At 42.1% G+C, this 17236-nt stretch carries 20 protein-coding genes; 5 read left to right on the top strand and 15 right to left on the bottom strand.

Translation table 11 applies throughout. The features are described 5' to 3' along the window. Positions 1-111: 111 nt before the first annotated feature. The 8 genes from V7P40_RS05765 to V7P40_RS05730 are packed head-to-tail and all read right to left on the bottom strand — an operon-like array spanning position 112 to position 6867. A complete protein-coding gene (locus V7P40_RS05765) occupies positions 112-258 on the bottom strand; it encodes a hypothetical protein (RefSeq protein WP_333785022.1) in 147 nt (48 codons plus the stop codon). Between the two features lie 23 nt (positions 259-281). Beyond that, positions 282-1562 (bottom strand): CBS domain-containing protein, encoded by a 1281-nt coding sequence (locus tag V7P40_RS05760; protein WP_333785028.1) that lies wholly within the window; start codon positions 1560-1562, stop codon positions 282-284. Next, positions 1562-2725 (bottom strand): LL-diaminopimelate aminotransferase, encoded by a 1164-nt coding sequence (locus V7P40_RS05755; protein WP_333785021.1) that lies wholly within the window; start codon positions 2723-2725, stop codon positions 1562-1564. Before V7P40_RS05755 ends, V7P40_RS05760 begins: the two co-directional genes overlap by 1 nt. Before the next feature lie 3 nt (positions 2726-2728). Further along, on the bottom strand, positions 2729-3514 hold the full coding sequence (locus V7P40_RS05750) for an oxidoreductase (RefSeq protein WP_333785020.1): 786 nt from the start codon (positions 3512-3514) through the stop codon (positions 2729-2731). Between the two features lie 10 nt (positions 3515-3524). Then, positions 3525-4058 carry an NTPase gene (locus V7P40_RS05745; RefSeq protein WP_333785019.1) on the bottom strand — a complete coding sequence of 178 codons (534 nt, stop codon included), beginning with the start codon at positions 4056-4058 and terminating at the stop codon, positions 3525-3527. A gap of 32 nt (positions 4059-4090) precedes the next feature. Next, complete coding sequence (locus V7P40_RS05740) at positions 4091-4726, bottom strand: superoxide dismutase (RefSeq protein ID WP_333785018.1); 636 nt, start codon at positions 4724-4726, stop codon at positions 4091-4093. A 33-nt stretch (positions 4727-4759) separates the two neighbouring features. After that, positions 4760-5539 carry a citryl-CoA lyase gene (locus V7P40_RS05735; protein WP_333785017.1) on the bottom strand — a complete coding sequence of 260 codons (780 nt, stop codon included), beginning with the start codon at positions 5537-5539 and terminating at the stop codon, positions 4760-4762. A gap of 2 nt (positions 5540-5541) precedes the next feature. Beyond that, entirely contained in the window at positions 5542-6867 is a 1326-nt protein-coding gene (locus tag V7P40_RS05730; RefSeq protein WP_333785016.1) for a peptidylprolyl isomerase, read from the bottom strand. A gap of 90 nt (positions 6868-6957) precedes the next feature. Here V7P40_RS05730 and V7P40_RS05725 point away from each other — a divergent pair, with 90 nt between their 5' ends. Both V7P40_RS05725 and V7P40_RS05720 read left to right on the top strand, forming a co-directional pair. Continuing rightward, positions 6958-7704 carry a MotA/TolQ/ExbB proton channel family protein gene (locus tag V7P40_RS05725; RefSeq protein WP_333785015.1) on the top strand — a complete coding sequence of 249 codons (747 nt, stop codon included), beginning with the start codon at positions 6958-6960 and terminating at the stop codon, positions 7702-7704. After that, the gene (locus V7P40_RS05720; RefSeq protein WP_333785014.1) at positions 7704-8444 is read left to right on the top strand and encodes an OmpA family protein; all 741 of its coding nucleotides are present in this window, start codon (positions 7704-7706) and stop codon (positions 8442-8444) included. The genes V7P40_RS05725 and V7P40_RS05720 overlap by 1 nt, the downstream gene beginning before the upstream one ends. Here the strand turns inward: V7P40_RS05720 and V7P40_RS05715 are convergent. The 6 genes from V7P40_RS05715 to prfB are packed head-to-tail and all read right to left on the bottom strand — an operon-like array spanning position 8419 to position 13348. Then, positions 8419-9462, bottom strand: a complete 1044-nt coding sequence (locus V7P40_RS05715; protein WP_333785013.1) for a DegT/DnrJ/EryC1/StrS family aminotransferase — start codon at positions 9460-9462, stop codon at positions 8419-8421. The two genes, V7P40_RS05720 and V7P40_RS05715, sit on opposite strands and share 26 nt — an antisense overlap. Before the next feature lie 9 nt (positions 9463-9471). Further along, complete coding sequence (gene fmt / locus V7P40_RS05710; RefSeq protein WP_333785012.1) at positions 9472-10365, bottom strand: methionyl-tRNA formyltransferase; 894 nt, start codon at positions 10363-10365, stop codon at positions 9472-9474. After that, positions 10362-11438, bottom strand: a complete 1077-nt coding sequence (gene ribD, locus V7P40_RS05705; RefSeq protein ID WP_333785011.1) for a bifunctional diaminohydroxyphosphoribosylaminopyrimidine deaminase/5-amino-6-(5-phosphoribosylamino)uracil reductase RibD — start codon at positions 11436-11438, stop codon at positions 10362-10364. The genes fmt and ribD overlap by 4 nt, the downstream gene beginning before the upstream one ends. After that, positions 11438-11818, bottom strand: coding sequence for a DUF302 domain-containing protein (locus V7P40_RS05700; protein WP_333785010.1), 381 nt, complete (start codon positions 11816-11818; stop codon positions 11438-11440). The genes ribD and V7P40_RS05700 overlap by 1 nt, the downstream gene beginning before the upstream one ends. Beyond that, positions 11802-12230: a hypothetical protein gene (locus V7P40_RS05695; protein WP_333785009.1), complete on the bottom strand. Its 429-nt coding sequence runs from the start codon at positions 12228-12230 to the stop codon at positions 11802-11804. Before V7P40_RS05695 ends, V7P40_RS05700 begins: the two co-directional genes overlap by 17 nt. 2 nt (positions 12231-12232) lie before the next feature. After that, entirely contained in the window at positions 12233-13348 is a 1116-nt protein-coding gene (gene prfB / locus V7P40_RS05690) for a peptide chain release factor 2 (protein ID WP_333785008.1), read from the bottom strand. Between the two features lie 55 nt (positions 13349-13403). Here prfB and purS point away from each other — a divergent pair, with 55 nt between their 5' ends. Together purS and purQ are read left to right on the top strand one after the other, a co-directional pair. Then, positions 13404-13616, top strand: a complete 213-nt coding sequence (gene purS / locus V7P40_RS05685; protein ID WP_333785007.1) for a phosphoribosylformylglycinamidine synthase subunit PurS — start codon at positions 13404-13406, stop codon at positions 13614-13616. Further along, on the top strand, positions 13613-14296 hold the full coding sequence (gene purQ, locus V7P40_RS05680) for a phosphoribosylformylglycinamidine synthase I (protein ID WP_333785006.1): 684 nt from the start codon (positions 13613-13615) through the stop codon (positions 14294-14296). The genes purS and purQ overlap by 4 nt, the downstream gene beginning before the upstream one ends. Here the strand turns inward: purQ and purH are convergent. After that, on the bottom strand, positions 14286-15803 hold the full coding sequence (gene purH, locus V7P40_RS05675; RefSeq protein ID WP_333785005.1) for a bifunctional phosphoribosylaminoimidazolecarboxamide formyltransferase/IMP cyclohydrolase: 1518 nt from the start codon (positions 15801-15803) through the stop codon (positions 14286-14288). The genes purQ and purH overlap by 11 nt on opposite strands. Positions 15804-16231: 428 nt before the next feature. Here purH and V7P40_RS05670 point away from each other — a divergent pair, with 428 nt between their 5' ends. Next, positions 16232-17065 carry an MqnA/MqnD/SBP family protein gene (locus V7P40_RS05670; RefSeq protein WP_333785004.1) on the top strand — a complete coding sequence of 278 codons (834 nt, stop codon included), beginning with the start codon at positions 16232-16234 and terminating at the stop codon, positions 17063-17065. Positions 17066-17236 lie beyond the last annotated feature (171 nt).

The raw sequence follows: 17236 nt of genomic DNA, 5'->3' as shown, positions 1-17236 counted from the left end.
GCCTCTCCTTCAAAAGCCTTAGGTTTTCCATAACCCAAAGGTAAAAGTCTTTTTCATAAAGCTCTTTCCAGTTTGTTTTTTGGAGCATCTTAGGCTTCTTTCCTTGTTTTCTTAAATTTGCACTTCTACCCTTCCGCTTGCGAGCCGTCGCAGAAAGGTTTTTTTGTTGGAAAGACCGCACATGCATATGTAATACGTCTCTTCTCCAACTTCTAACTTATAAGGGCCGTTCTCTGTAAATACTACAAGTCTTGCCATAGAAATACCTCCTCAGTAAAAATTTATCCTGCAGAATAGCTCTTTACAAGCTTGTGCACTTCTGTGTAGTTTATGTCCCCCGCAAGTATGTATGCTTTGTCTCCATATCTGAATTTGGAGGAAAGCGTTATACAAAAGTCGTCAGTAGCCTGGGATATGTATATGTCAGATATGTATATTTCGCCTTCTTTTGCCAGTTTGTAGTAAGGTTTTTCTGTCCTATCTGCCCCTTTTCTACCCGTCTTTACAGGATACTTTATTCTTGGATTTATGACGTTGTTGGATATTTGTATACCCATTTCGCTGATGATGTAAAAGATTTCAAAGTAGGGATAGGTTTTAAACATCTCGTAGAGGGTGTATTCCCACATCTCCTTTTCAGTGTGCCTTATCTTCCAGATGATCTGGGAAAAGTCATGTTTTATTTTCTCCACCACCCTGTTTATATACTCCTTACCTCTGTATTCGCAAACTACAACGGATGGTTGTATGCCATGGTATATGAAAAAGGAAATGTCCGATACGGACCTTAACCTTCCCTTGAGTTCGGCAATCACGCTAAAAAGTTCCTCGTAGTTTTTCACGTTTTTTAGCTCCACACAAAAGCCAAGTATATGCACGGGTTTAGCTTCCGCATAAAGAAGAGAAAATTCTTTGTGAAACTCCTCCATGATTAGCTTGATCCTGTTTTCTTCTACGCGCGTGTGAGAAAGGGCATAAACCTCTCCTTCCTCTATTGAAAGAAAGGCATCTCCCTCCTCAATCTGGTCCTTTACGTTTTCCAAAAGAAGTTTGTAAAGACTTTCTAACCTTGCGGTGCCCATCTGTTCTTTGAACCTCTTGGCTTCCTTTAGTTGGAAGCTGTAGAAATAGCCCCCTTCACCCAAGTATTTTCTTAGCTTTTGGAAGATAGGATACACTGTTTCTTTGACGTTGCTAAAGTAGTGCAAAAGCACATGGTAAAAGATAAGACCTGCGTAAGTTCCATCCTTATTTACCACCACAAGCGGTTTTTTGCTAAAGGTAAAAAAGTCAAACAGACCCCCCAGCTTGTCCAAAGAGGACCTAAAGCTTTTAACCTTAGGCAAGGAGTAAGCTATGTCTCCAACCCTTAGGTCAGATCTATGCTGAGCCATTAAAAGTTCCTTTTTTGAAACCACACCTATGGGCTTTTTGTCTTTAACTACCACCAGTATGTCGTATATACCGTATTCATCAAAAACCTTAAGAGCTTCCTTTACGGAAAAGTCATACTCTATGGTTGGTACATGGGTAGCAATTTCTGAAAGCTCTGTTTCCTTCATCACAACTTAAGCTCTTTTATCCTCTCTGAAGCTTCCAATAGCCTTTCTGTGCTGACGGTTAGGGATATTCTAAAGTAGCCTTCCCCGTGTTCTCCAAAACCGTTGCCCGGTGTGCAAACTATGGCGCACTCTTCTAGCAGGCGCTCCACAAACTGAGCAGAGCTATAACCCTTTGGAACTTTCACCCAAAGGTAGAAGGTAGCATCGGAAGGATAGACCTCAAGACCTGCTCGCCCGAGCGCTTCCATCATAACCTTCCTTCTTTCTCTGTAGATTTCTCTGATGTTTTGCACTTCCTGTTCTGGTAGGTTCAGTGCGGCAATGCCTGCTTCCTGTATAGCTTGAAACTGCCCAGAATCTACGTTGGTCTTTACCTTACCCAAGCCTGCTATCAGCTTTTCATTCCCAACTGCCATACCAATACGCCATCCGGTCATGTTGTAAGTCTTTGAAAGGGAATGGAACTCTATAGCCACATCCTTAGCTCCTTCTATTTCCAGTATGGATGGAGGTCTTTCTTCACCAAAGTAAATCTCCGAATAGGCTAAGTCGGAGGCAACTATTATGTTATTTTCCTTAGCCCACTCTATTAGCTCTTTGTAAAACTCCTTTGTGGCCTTTGCAGAGGTTGGGTTGTTGGGGTAATTTACCCATATGATCTTAGCCCTTTTGAGAACATCTTTTGGCACGCCTCTAAAGTCCGGCAGAAAATTGTTTTCTTCTTTTAAGGGTAGTATGTAAGGCTCACCACCCGCAAAAAGCGTGCCTATTTTATAAACGGGATAGGCTGGATCCGGACAAAGTACCACATCTCCTGGGTTTATGAAAGCTAAGGGAAAGTGGGCTATACCTTCCTTTGAACCTATAAGGGTTATTACTTCCCTCTGTGGATCCAGATCAACTCCAAACCTTCTTTTGTACCAATCGGCCACCGCCTGACGGAAAGAAAGCATACCCTCGTAGGAAGGATACCTATGGTTTTCTGGTTTTTCTACTGCCCTTTTCATAGCTTCCACAATGGGTTTGGGTGTGGGAATGTCTGGGTCCCCTACTCCTAAGTCTATCACGTCCGCACCTTGAGCTATCTTTTCCCGCTTCTTTTTGTCTATTTGAGCAAAAAGGTAGGGTGGAAGCTGGGCTATTCTCTGAGAGAACTCAAACATACCTTACACCTCCGCAGAAGTTTTTCTTAGCTCTTTCCTTCTTAAGATTTTTTTGTATTCTTCCAAGGCTAATTTTTCTTGCTCTAAAAATAAATCTTCTCTGCTTATCAAGTTATCCCAATCCACTTTGTTTGCAAAAAACCAAGGACCATCGGTGCATGCAAGCTTTACCTGACCATCTACCAGCACCCTACAGACTAAACAAAGACCAACTCCGTCTAGTATATGCGCATTTACCATGGCTATGTGCTGTGTTCCTTGATTAAGAAGTTGGACCTCTCTTGAAAGTTTATTGCTTCCTGCAGAGACCAGAAGGTCTGCATCTATCTGTCCTATCCTTTCCCAAATCTCTACCTTATCAAACACAGACTCCAACCTTTCCTTCAGGGGCAAAAAGCCATCCTCTGATATGTGGTAAAGTTCAAGCCGATTGTTTTCTCCCTTTAAATGCTTTGCTAAATTGAAGGCAGGAGAAACACCCCAATCTTTCGTAATGAAAACTACCTTTCCGTAGTGCTTTACAGGAAAGGGGACTCCAAGAGGTCCTGCAACGTAAAAAAGGCTTTCCGCCTCTTCCTTCAGCTCTAAGGTTGACCTTCCTACAGTTTTTACCAAAAAGATAGCTTCCTCCCCCTCTACGTCCAATATGGAAAGAGGTAAAGGTTCCGAAAGCTCTTTATACTGAATGAGCGCATACTGTCCCGCTTTAGCACCCTTGAGATGATTTGCTCTTACCTTTATTAGAAGGTAATCTTCCCTTAGGACTTGCTTTTCCGTTATAGGATACATATAGTGAAGATTATAAACCATTTGCGTTTAGCAGTTTTATAACTTCCTCAGCTAAAAAGTCTCTGTTTTCTTTATTAACTTCCAAAAGAACCGCTCCCGGCAGTTTTCTTATCTCTTTGACCAACGGATGCACGTCTCTTATTGGGATGGTGGCTATAACCTTATACTTTGGATTAAAGAATATTTCTCTAACAAGCTCTCTAAATTGTTGGGAAAAGAGCTCCATCTTACCCACTTCATCTATCACTATATAAACGTCTTTCTCTCTTATAGCTTTCTCCAATATAGGAATGGCCACTGAGTCAAACCTGGAGACATTGACACCGTAAGAACCCACTAAGTGCTTAGAAGTGAAATACTTGCTGGCGAAAACCGTTTCCTGCCCTTCAGTATTTATAACCTTAAAGCCTATTCTCTTTTTAGTATTTTTGTCCCTTATCTCTTCCGTCCAAAATCCTCTCGCTTTCTTTCCGAGTTTCTGAAGCAGTTTTTTTATAAGCGTGGTCTTTCCTATGCCGGGCTCACCTGTTAGAAGTATCTTCATAATGTGGGGGCAAAAGCCCCCGGAAAGATATTTTACTTTATAAAGTCCTTTAGTGCTTCGTAAGCTTTCATTGCTTTTTCAAACCTTTCGTTCACCACATCCCAGTTTATGTTTTCCAAGAAGGCATCTATGTATGGTGGTCTTTTGTTCTTGTAATCAACATAGTAAGCATGCTCGTAAGTGTCCAAGACTATCAAAGGTATTAGCCCCGTGTAGTTATACACGTTGTGGGCATCCAAGCCATTTATCACAAGTCTTCCCGAAAAGATGTCCAAACCAAGCACTGCCCATCCTCTGAAGGCTATACCAGTAGCCTTTAGTTCCTGAACACAGGCATCCCAAGAACCAAAGTCCTCTTCCACCTTTTTCTTAAAGGCTTCCGAAGGCTCACCTTTGGCTCCCAAATGCCCAAAGTAAAGCTCGTGAAGGACCACGCCCATGTAGTTGAATGTCTCTTCTACTTTTAGTTCTCTAAACTCAGAGTAGTTCTGATTAGCCTTTGACCTATCCGAAAAATTAAGGTCTGCTAGCTTCTCCTGTATCTCGTTGTATTTGGTAACATACCCCTTGTAGTGCGCTTCAAAGTGTGGCTCTACCTGATCGTTGGATATACCCTTTAGGTTAGAGGGTTTTAGATGGTCCTTAGGCTGAAGTTTATGCACTGCCATGATATTACCTCCTCTTTGAGATTTATTTCTATTTTATACCTTTTTAAATTCAGTTGGTAGCTCTCTTGGTGGCAATCCAGTGTATTCTACTTCCTTTTCTTCGTCCAGTCTCTTTGAAAAGGGTTTTTCAGTAGTTAGCTCTTCATACACGTGAGCTACCAAGCCAGGAACTCTACCTATTATGAAAAAGCCCTTTCCAAGCCTCCAGTCAAAGCCCATCTCCGAAGCTATCGCCGCTATAGCACCGTCTACGTTCAATACCAACCTCTTTCCCTTTTGCCTTTCAATTTCGTCCGCCACTTCTTCTGCAAACTTGCAGTGAGGTCCATAAAAGCCAAGGTCTTTTGCAATGTCCATAAGCCTTTTGGTTCTAGGGTCAAACTCCTTGTAATATCTGTGTCCGTATCCCGGTATGGGCTTTTTGCTTTCCAAGTATTCCTTTACTATCTCTTCCACCGTTTTATTGCCTTTTACACCTTCCTGTATGAACTTCATAGCATCTTCCAATGCACCGCCGTGGGCACTGCCAAAGGCAAGCACTCCAGCAGCCACTCCTACGTTCAGAGAATTTCCACCAGAAGCTACTGCCCTCGCAGCAATAGCGGAAGGGGGAGCTATGCCGTGGTCTATGACAGATACCAGCATAGCCTCCATCATCTTAGATTCTTTTTCGTTTGGTAGTTCACCTTTGAGTATTAAGTAAATAGCCTGAGCAAAGCTGAGGTTTCCCACGATGTCCAAAAGCCTATAGCCCCTTATGTAGGTTTCGTGCCCCACGTGTTGGGTTATACCGGTTCTCCACTTTTTCTCCATACTCAACCTCCTATAAGTTCTTTGTTTATCTTTACCTTAGCCCTTTCCCTCAAGCTTTGGACGTAGTAGTTTATCGTAGCATTTCTTTTCAGGGAAAGGATATCTGCGATTAAACTTTTTCTTTCCTGTTCGCTTAGCTCTTTTTTATCCCTTCTTTCAACTTCTAAAACTCCATATCCTTTTAGCAAAGGATAAGGACCGAATACCTTCTCATCAGATAGTAAGATATTAAACAGCTCGTTTTCGTCCAGTCTCAATACTGACATAAGTTGAAAAGCGGGTGTTTGGGAAAATTCAATGTATCTGTAAGAAACCACTCTGTTTTGCTTTAAATCCTCCTTTAGCTTTTCTGCAATAGGCTTTATTTGCTCAGAGGCTTTGCTTTCTTTTAGGATGTTTTCTATTTCCCCTTTTGCCTCTTCTAAACTCTTGTATTGTCCGCGTTCTTCTTTGGCAAGAAAGATCACCACGTAATCGTTTCCAACCTTTGTTATGCCAAGTCTGTTATTCTGGCTAAGTTTATCTATTTCCTCCCTAAGCTCTGCGGGCAGCTCTTCCCTTTTTTGAGGAAGGACAATCTCTTGGAAGTTTCCCACTTCTTTCCCATCCTTTAAGGCTTGGTAAATCTCGCTTGCCTTTTGTTTTTCCTTCTCCTTCCAAATTCTTATAACCTTACTTGGTTCCTTTTTAAACATTTCCTTATTTTTTGCATAAAAATCAAGGATTTCTTCTTGCTTAATCTCTACCTGAAGTCTGTCTGGGGTTACAAGGTAGAGCTTACCGCTTATGTTGATGCTTTGGGGCAAAAGATTTATGTCCTCTTCCTTAGGGGTTAGGTATGCACCGTTTCCTACCAAAGTTAAAAGTTTTTGTATGCTAAGCAGTTTCCTTATGTATTCTTCGTATTCCACAGGCTCTAAGCCAAGTCTGGAGAGGCTTGCCTTGTATTTTGAAGTACTAAAGACGCCATTTTCCTGAAAGCTTGGGTCAGACTTTATGACTTCTACAACCTCTTGATCGCTTGCCACAAAACCTAACTCTTTAGCCTTCTTGTAAAGAATCTCCTGAACTATCAAGCTTTCTAACACTTGGTCCTTTATGATCTTTTCCATATCCTTGTTTTGCAGAAAATCACCGTATCTTAAAAGCTCTCTTCTGTAATCCCTTAGGGTAATACAAGAACCATCTACCTCAGCCACACATCTATGACCAATTCTGAAAATGTTAGCTACGTCTCCTGTCAAGAATAACCATAACAGAAAGGCTATGGAAACTAAACCGATTACACTTGCCACAAACTTTTTGTTTTTATGGATGTAAGAATACATCTTTAAAAAGTTTAACAGAAATCAGCCTAGAATGAGTTTTTTAGTTTACTAAAAAAAGTTTGCATATTAGACGATATACTATTCTTAGTTATGGACTTACTTACTGTAGTAGGAATAGTAGGTGGTTTGGTAGCCCTTCTAACAGGTGCAGTTCTTAAGGGTGCAAGCATACTGTTTCTTATACAACCTGCTGCCTTTGTGATAGTTGTGCTAACTACCCTTTTTGCCAGTCTGGTAACAGTACCTATTTCTAAATTTTCTCTGATAATACAAGGGCTAAAGATGGCTTTTAAAGGTGGTGGTAATGAGCTTTTAGAAACTAAAAATCAACTGGTAGAGCTTGCCAATCTTGTAAGGAAGGAAGGAATGCTATCTTTAGAAACAAAAGCAGAAGAGATAACAGACCCTTTCTTAAAAAGGGCCATAGACTTGATGGTATTGGGTGTGGAAGAGGGCGTTCTTGTTGAAAGTCTGGAAGCGGAAATAGCTAAAAAAGAAGAGGATTACGAAATAGCGGTTGAGTATTGGAAAAATTCTGCAGAAAGCGCGCCTACCTTTGGCCTTGTGGGGGCAGTCTTTGGTCTTATGAAAGCTTTAAAGAGCTTAGATAACGCACAGGAGTTAGCCGTCGGTATATCTGCAGCCTTTATAGCCACTGTCTACGGTATAACTTTCTCCTATTTGATCTTTGGCCCAATCTCCAAAAAAATAAAGATCAAATCAAAAGAAGAACTAATGAGAATGTACATGATCGTTAATGCATGTAGAATGATGCTTAAAGGAGAAAACCCAAGGCTTATAGAAGAAAAGCTTAACTCCTTTGTGGAGGTTAAGTAGTGGCAAGGAAGAAAAAGTGTCCTGAAGAAGTTTCTGAAAGGTGGGCTATTCCTTACGCTGATTTTCTTACCCTTCTTTTATCTCTGTTCATAGCCTTATTTGCAGCGGCTCAAGCTGGGAAGCAAGCGGCACTAGAATATGCACAGGCTTTTGCAAGGGTCTTTGGTATGCGATTGGTCCCTTTTCAAGAAACTTTACCCAAGCAGATACTTCCCCAACCCGTGGTGCCCAGAAGCGAACCAACCGAAAAAGGTAAAAAGATACAGAGACAGATAAGAGAACTTGAGGAAATGTTAAAACGCATGGGTTTGGGGGGTAAGCTTAAGGTAGCTTACGAGGTAATAGGAATAAGGCTGATACTACAGGAGAAGATACTATTTGATTCTGGGAGTGCAGATCTAAGGCCAGAGATGTATCCCGTGCTGGATAAAATCTACGAAATAATAAAAGACCTACCAAATCCAGTGGAGGTTGAAGGTCACACAGATAGCATACATATATCTACAGAAAGATTTCCGTCCAACTGGGAGTTATCGGTTTCAAGGGCTTCTTCTATAGTTAGATACTTTATAGCCAAGGGTACAGCCCCGGAAAGGTTGAAGGCTTCTGGTTATGCGGACACAAGACCTATAGCATCAAACACCACACCGGAGGGTAGAGCTCAAAACAGGAGAGTGGAGATAGTAATTCTTAACATAAAAGGTGCGGAGCTTACTAAACAAGCACCTCAACAGCCTTAAGGCTATGGATTATTTTCTCTACCTCTTCTTCTGTTAAGTATGGATGGACTGGTATGGAAAAGACTTCTTTTTTAAACCGCTCTGCATTGGTAAGTGGAAGATGCTCCGCACCTCTTAACTCATTGAGAAGATAGCTATAATACACCCTTGCGTCTATCCCGTTTTCTTTAAGCAAAGATATTATCCTGTTTCTCTCTTTGTGCCTTAGAGTATAAAGGTGATATACATGATAGGCACCTTCCCTTTCCGATGGATGTATAAAGTTTGAGTTTATACTTTCTGAATACCTTTTGGCTATCTCCCTTCTTCTTCTGTTTCTTTCGTCTAAGTACTTGAGTTGTATGGCACCGATGGCAGCTTGAAATTCTGTTATTCTGACGTTGAAAGCGGGATGCTCGCCAAAATCTATCCACTTCTTTACTTCCTTAGCGATCTTATCATCGTCTGTTGCTATAACTCCTCCCTCTCCCATAGGGACGTTTTTTGAAGCATAGAAACTAAAGGCAGATAAATGTCCTAAGCTTCCGGTCTTTTTTCCAAAAAATTCTGCCCCATGGGCTTGAGCAGCGTCTTCAAGGACAATAAAACCATACTTTTCAGAAAGATAGTTTATGGCGTGCATGTCCGCGGGCTGGCCGTAAAGATGGACAGGTATAACTACCTTTGGGTTGTATTTTTTTGCTGCGTCCTCTAACTGATTTGGGTCCATTGTGTAATACTCGTCCACATCCACCACTACGGGAATACCGCCTGCCAAATAAACCGCGTCTATGGTCGCCATAAAGCTCATGGCTGGAACTATTACCCTTTCCCCTTCCACTTTTAAGGCTTTTAGAGCTATGAATAGAGCCACTGTGCCAGAGCAAACCGTGAAGGCATGTTTAACACCCAAATACTTGGCAAAGGACTCTTCAAAAAACTTTGTCCATTCACCTCTTGTTATCTTGTGGCTTTCAAGTATGTGGATGATTGCCTGCTTTTCTTCTTCAAAAAACCTCGGCTCTATTATGTTTATCATTAGGTTAAATTATAAGAGAAAACCCTCCCTGTAACCTCTTATAAATTCTTCTCCAGAAACCCTTTTACCTTTTTGATTTATGAGATCTAAGATTTCCACCGCACCCTCTCCACAGGCGACCACGAGTCTTTTTTTGTCTATTATTTCTCCTGCCTCTCCCACACCCTCCGCAAGTTTGGCTCTTAGGATCTTTAACCTCTCCCCCTTTGGAGTTAAACAGTAAGCTTCTGGAAAGAATGCCCTTACCCTGTTTATCACACTTTGGGCTTGTGCCTTCCAGCAAATTCTTAGCTCTTCTTTTGTTATGGGTGGTGCGTAAGTAGGATTGCCTTTCTGAGGCTTTGGCTTGATTTCTCCTTTAAACCAAAGCTTTAGAGTTTCGACTAGCAAAAAGGCTCCCATCTTAGAAAGTTTTTCCGAAAGGGTTTGATAGTTGTCCTCTTGGTTTATCTTTACTATCTGCCTTGAGAGTATGGGTCCTGTGTCCATCCCTTCGTCCATGAGCATTACAGAGTTCCCAGTAAATCTATCCCCAGCCAAAAGGCTTCTTTGGATAGGAGAGGCTCCCCTATACTTTGGAAGTAAAGACGCATGAAGGTTTATGCATCCAAACTTTGGGATGCTTAGCATATCTTTTGTTAGTATTTTTCCATAAGCTACAACTACTACGCAATCGGGCTTTAGACTTTCTAAGGTCTTATAAAGCTCCGCTTTACTTTGAGGCTGTAAGCACTCTATACCATTTTCAATGGCAAAGAGCTTTACGGGTGGTGGTGTGAGCTTTTGGCCTCTGCCAGCTGGTCTGTCTGGCTGAGTTATGATGGCTTTTACACCAAAATTTTTGATAACTTCTCTCAGGCTCGGCAGGGCAAAGGAAGGTGTGCCCATAAAGACTAAGTTCATTCTTTAACAAACTCCAAAAATAGGTCTTGTTGAAAGGTCTTTAGTTCTCTTAGCCTCAGCCTTATGCCATCCTCTACCTTTCTTATACCAAGGTCCCCTATTCTTACTCCCTCCCCAAGGATCACGGGTCCCACAAAGACGCACAACCTGTCAAAGAGTCTTTCCTTTAAAAAGCTGGTAAGCGTCTTTGCTCCCCCCTCCACCAGCAGATGCATTACTTCCTTAAAGTAAAGTTCTCTGAGAAGCTCTTTTAGGTTTAGCATACCGTTTTCGTAATCTGCCAGCAAGACCTCCACTCCTTCCTCTTCCAAGGTTTGGATCTTTTCTTTGTCTTCCACAGCAGTTATAATGATTGTCTTTGCTTCTTTGTCCTTTACAAGGTGGCAATCCATTGGGATCTTTAATTTTGGATCCAGCACTATCCTTATTGGGTTTTTCTCCCACTGGAAGGCTCTGACTGTAAGCTTTGGATTGTCCCTAAGGACTGTGTTTATACCAACAAGCACCGCCGAGGCTTCTGCTCGTAGTTTGTGGGCGTATTTCCTACTTTCTTCTGAGCTTATCCACTTGCTCTGGTAGTCCTTTGTGGCTAAGGAGCCATCCAAGCTTTGTGCAAACTTCAAAGTTATGTAAGGTCTTCTTTGGGTGATGTAGGTAAAAAAGTCTTCGTTTATCCTTTTGGCTTGTTCTTCCAAGACACCTACCTTAACCTCTATGCCCGCCTGCCTTAAGCGTTCCACTCCTTTTCCAGAAACCAGTGGGTTTGGGTCTAAGGTAGCAATGACTACTCTTTTTACTCCAGCTTTTATGATGGCCTCAGTGCAGGGGGGGGTGCGTCCGTAATGGACGCAAGGCTCTAAGGTAACATAAAGAGTAGAGCCTTTTGCAGAATCTCCTGCAATCGCAAGAGCCTTAGCCTCAGCATGGGGCATTCCAGCCTTTTCATGATTAGCTTTGGCTACTACTTGTCCATCCTTGACTATTACGCATCCAACAGTAGGGTTTGGATGAGTTAGCCCCTTTCTCTCCTGAGCCAGCCTCAGGGCCAGCTCCATAAAGTGCTTATCGTTCATTAGAGGGACTCTTCCATTATCTCCTTCATCAACCTCTCCACTTCCTCCGCCATGGGTTTTAGGTCAGGCTCTTGGAACATCTCCAGCATTTGGGTTGGTGCCATGGTGCTAACCACCGTTTTGCCTTCCTTTTGAAAGATAGCAATTCTACAGGGCATGGCGGTGGATATGAAGGCGTTCTTTGACAGCACTTGGCTTGCGTGCTTTGGAGAGCAAACCTCCACTATTACGCATTCGTAGTCTATAGGCACGCCTTTGTTTTTTAGAATGTTAGAAACTTCATGCACAGACATAACGCCAAAGCCCTTTGCCTTGGCTTTTTCTTCTAAGGCCTGTCTTACCTCTTGCACACTTTTCCCTGTTTCAAAATTTATCAGCATGCTTATACCTCCTCATAAGGTCTTCTAAAAGCTTAGGATAAATTATATTTAAAGCGTCGTCTATTGCAAAGCGCCTGCCCCGATCACCCTCCGCACCAGAGGGAAGAGAATGAGAAACTCTTAAACTGTAGTTCTTCTCTTCGTCTTTAAACCTTAGGTTGAAGGAAAGACCTAATTCATAAATGTTCGCCCTTTGGAAAGGAGAAAACCCCACTGGATTTTCCTTTAGCTCTAAAACATCCACCTCCACCTTTTGAGCGTCCTCTTTACAGCTCAGTTTGACTCCCGCCTGCAAAAAGACCCTTTCTATAGTATTTCTCAATGCGTAAGTCAAGTATGGTTCCGGAAAGGGGTTTTTTAAGCTTATGCAAACATCTGTGCCAAAACTAAAGCTTACAAGTAAAAGCTTCAATATTATTGCTTGATGGATGCGGATTGTTTTGCCCTCCACCTTAGGTATTCTTCTATGAACGGGTCTATGTCCCCGTCCATTACCCTTTGAACGTCGCCTACTTCTAAGCCCGTCCTCAGATCCTTTACCATCTGGTAAGGTTGGAACACGTAGGACCTTATCTGGTATCCCCAACCTATTTCTGTTTTTTCACCTTCCAAAGCTTTCTTCTTTTCCTCCAACTTTTGAAGTTCCAACTGATAGAGTTTAGCCTTCAAAAGCTCCAAGGCCTTCATTCTGTTTTGATACTGAGATCTTTCCTGTTGGCAGGAAACCACAATACCAGTGGGTTTGTGCCTTATTCTAACTGCTGTATCCGTCTTATTTACGTACTGGCCACCTGCTCCACTAGCTCTGAAAGTTTCCATCTCCAGATCCTCTTCCCTTATCTCTATGTTTATAGACTCATCTATCTGAGGGACTACGGACACTGAAGCAAAGGATGTGTGCCTTCTGGCGTTGGCGTCAAAGGGAGAAATGCGCACAAGTCTGTGAACTCCACTTTCTCCCTTCAAGTATCCATAAGCGTAAGGCCCCTTTATAAGCATGGTGGCACTCTTTATTCCAGCCACATCGTCAGGCTGATAGTCTATGATCTCTATATCGTATCCTTTTTTCTCTGCCCATCTTCTATACATCCTAAAGAGCATCTCTGCCCAATCGCACGCTTCCGTTCCTCCTGCACCAGCTTGCACGGTAAGGTAGGCGTTCTTTTCGTCCATCTCCCCAGAAAGGAAGACCTTAATCTCCATAGCCTCAATTAGTTTCTCCAGAGTTTGTAGCTCTTCCTTTATAACCTGCAAGCTGTCAAGCTCTTCCTCCGAAGTTATCTCTATAAACTCTTCAACGTCCCTAAGAGTTTTTTCTGTTTCCTTGAGGGTGCTTATGTTTTCTTCTAACCATTTTCTCCTTTGTGTTAGATTTTTTGCCCTTTCCGGATCACTCCAAAAGTCCGCAGAAGCCATAGCTTTGTCAATTTCTTCCAGCTCCCTTTCAAGCGTGCCTGGGTCCAAACTAAGCTTTACGTCCTCAAACCTGTGTTTTAATTCATACAGCTTTTCTTTTAACTCTAAGAGCATAAGAAATAAATATAATTCGCCCATCTCGCTTTTGTGGAGCTTATAATATCAGACTATGAGAGTTAGGGTTTTGATCGTTCCAAAGGAAGGGCTCTTGGACCCAGAAGGTAGAGCTGTAAAAGAGGTGTTGGAAGACAACGGCTATAGTGTAAAGAACGTTAGGGTTGGTAAGATAATTGAGATGGATGTGGAAGATGCTTCCCAGGTTAAAGAGATTGTGGAGAAGTTTCTCTATAATCCCCTCATAGAGGAGTACGTTATAGAATGAAGTTTGGAGTTTGTGTGTTTCCCGGTTCTAACTGCGACTACGACACCTATTACGTGCTTAGGGACGTGGTGGGGGTTGAGGTAAGATTTTTGGACTACAGAGAAACAAGAATAGAAAACTTGGATTGTGTGATTCTGCCCGGTGGCTTTTCCTTTGGCGACTACCTAAGAGCTGGTGCGCTGGCTAGCAAGACCCCTTTGGCAAAGGCTATTGTGGATTTTGCTCAAAAAGGTGGGTTCGTGGTTGGGATTTGTAATGGTTTTCAGATTTTAACCGAGCTTCATCTTTTGCCGGGAGCTCTTCTAAAAAACGAAAATTTAAGATTCGTTTGCAAAGACGTGTTTTTAAGAGTGGAAAATAATTCTACACCTTTTACTAAAAAGCTGGAAAAAGGAGAAATCATAAAACTTCCAATAGCTCACGCAGAAGGCAGGTATTACCTTCCAGAAGAAGAGCTAAGGGAAGTGGAAAAGAAAGGTCAGGTGCTCTTTAGATACTGCCAAGAAGATGGCACAGTAAGTCAAGAGGCCAATCCCAACGGTTCTGTAGGAAACATAGCAGGGGTCTGCAACAGAGAGTTTAACGTCTTTGGACTTATGCCCCATCCAGAGAGAGCCTGCGAGGATATCTTAGGATATCACGATGGGCTCTTGCTTTGGTATTCCTTGGTTAGTGCCTAAAGTGTCTTGTTCCAGTAAAAATAAGAGCTATTCCATGTCTATCACAAGCCTGTATTACTTCTTTGTCCCTTATAGAACCACCAGGTTGTATTATGGCGGATATGCCTACCTCTGCGCAGAGCTCCACGCTGTCGCTAAAAGGCAAAAAAGCTTCCGAAGCCATCACCGCACCTTTAAGGTCAAAGCCAAACCTCTTAGCCTTTTGAATGGCACACCTTAAGCTATCAACCCTTGAAGTGTTTCCCGTGCCAATGCCCAGAGTCCTGCCATCTTTTGCTATAACTATGGCGTTGGACTTTGCGTATTTACAAACCTTAAAAGCAAAAAGCATATCTTCCATTTCCTCCTGCGTTGGCTTTCTTTGACTTACCACTTCAAGCTTTTGATAATCTACGGTGTCTTCTTCCTGAAGTAAATACCCACCGCTGACCTTTTTAATATCCCAGTAGTTAGACAGGCCAAAAAATTGAATGATCCTTAGATTTTTCTTGGTTTTTAGAACTTCCAGCGCTTTTTCCTCATAATCAGTTGCAAGGACTACCTCAAGGAAAAGCTCCTTTAGCAGCTCTGCAGTTTCTAAATCTACAGGCTGGTTAAAAGCCACTATACCACCAAAGGCTGATTCTGGGTCAGTTTCTTTGGCTTTCAGAAAGGCTTCCGCTGGACTTTTGCCAAGGGCTACTCCGCAAGGATTGTTGTGCTTTACAATAACGCACGCTCGCTCCTGAAACTGGGACACGAGCTTAAGAGCGGAGTCCGCATCTAAATAGTTGTTATAGGACATCTCCTTTCCGTGAAGGATCTTGACCTTAGTTATGCCCAAACCTTCTAAGGGATTCTCCAAAAGCCAAGCCCTTTGGTGTGGATTTTCTCCATATCTTAACTCTCCAAGGGATTTAACTGGAATGGCGAACTTTGGAAATATTCTATCCACTTCAAAAAGGTCAGAGAGAGCCCTTGAGATTAAACTGTCGTAGTATGCAGTCAAAGAAAAGGCCTTTACCGCAAGGTATTTTCTATCTTCCAGAGTAAGGCTGCCTTCTTTCAACTTTTGGGCAACCCATCCGTAATCCTTCGGATCACATACCACCAAAACCCTGTAAAAATTCTTGGCAGAAGCCCTAAGAAGGGCTGGACCACCAATATCTATAAACTCCATAAGTTCCTTCTCTTCCAACCCCTCGGAAAGTTTTTCCTCAAGGGGATATAGATTTACCACTACCACATCTATAGGCTCTATTCCAAACCTTTTGGCTTCTTCTAAATCCTTTTCTACCCAATTCCTCATGAGTATGCCGCCGTGTATGGCAGGATGTAGCGTTTTTACTCTACCGTCAAAGATTTCCGGAAACTTTGTGATGTTTTCCACCTCTACAACTTCTAATCCCTTTTTTCTTAAGTAATTAGAAGTGCCTCCGGAAGATATAAGCTCATATCCAGCTTCTTTCAAGGCATAGGCTAACTCCTCTACTCCTTCTTTGTAATACACGGAAATAATAGCCTTCATAAGTAGTTATTATAAGGGTTTGCGTAATCGCCTGTATTTTCCCAACGTTTCTAAGGGCAATGCCAACCTTTGAAAGACAGGTCCATGGTTTTACAGAGGGGATCACCAAGCTTATGAGGGAAAGGCTTTCTCCTTAGGATATGGCATGGATAAATTTGGCCATACAAGCTACAAGCTCTATCTTAGTTTCCCTATCTTGGTATCTATCCAACTACACTTATCTTTTTTACTCTGGCATTGTTCAGTTTTTATCCGTGGGTGTGCTTTCTTATGGTGTCTATGATACGCTAAACCAAAGGAGGGGTCCATTAAAAGGGCTTGATGTGTCGGTTAAGTTTCTTATTTTGGGGTTGTTTTTGTGCTGGTTTTATCTTTTAATTTTGGATTGTTCATGCTTCGCTTAGAGCCAGTTAGTTTATTATATTTCCATGCTGATAAGGATAGCTCACAGTCCAGACGCAGACGATGCTTTTATGTTCTATCCATTAACCGCTGGTATTATAGACACAGAAGGTTTGCAGATAGAACACGTGCTGGCGGATATTCAGACCTTAAACGAGCATGCAATGAAAGGAACTTATGAAGTTTCTGCAGTTTCTTTCCACGTCTATCCATACATCTCCGATAAATACTTAGTCCTTCCAAGTGGAGGAAGTGTGGGAGACGGCTATGGACCTTTGGTTGTCGCAAAGGAAAAGCTACAGAGCCTGAAGGGAGAAAAAGTAGCCGTTCCTGGACTTTTAACTACAGCTTACTTAGTCTTAAAGCTTTACGAGCCAGAGATTGAACCGGTAGTCTATCCTTTTGACCAAATCCTTGATGCGGTTTTATCTGAACAAGTTAAAGCAGGGCTGGTAATACACGAAGGACAGTTAGGATACCAAGAAAGAGGACTTTTAAAAGTAGTAGATTTAGGGGAATGGTGGAAATCCCAAACTGGCCTTCCACTACCCTTGGGTTGCAATGTGGTAAGGAGAGATTTAGGGAAGGAAATTATAAGGAAGATAGAAAGACTTATGAAAAAAAGCATTGAATATGCACTCTCCCACAGAGAAGAAGCCCTCAGCTTTGCCATAAAATACGCAAGGGAAATAAAGGAAGACAAAGCAAAAGTGGATAGATTCGTAAGTATGTATGTAAATCAAAGAACTCTGGACTATGGAGAGGATGGCAGAAAGGCAGTAAGGCTACTTTTGGAGCTTGGATACAAACAAGGTATAATAAAAGTTCCACCACCTGACGTTGTATTTTCAGATAGTTGAAAATTCTCAGATATTACATTCACAATAAATCCAGATGGAATTGTAAGATAAATAAACCAAACTTTTACCAAGCTTCAATACATTAAGTTATTCAGGATGTCAACTTTTAGCGGTTATAAGCTGAACTGATCAAAACACTAAAAGCAATAGAGGAAATCCTTAACAGAGTTT

The sequence above is a fragment of the Thermocrinis sp. genome, assembly GCF_036781485.1.
Taxonomy (GTDB): domain Bacteria; phylum Aquificota; class Aquificia; order Aquificales; family Aquificaceae; genus Thermocrinis.
This window is presented reverse-complemented; position numbering and strand designations above follow the sequence as displayed.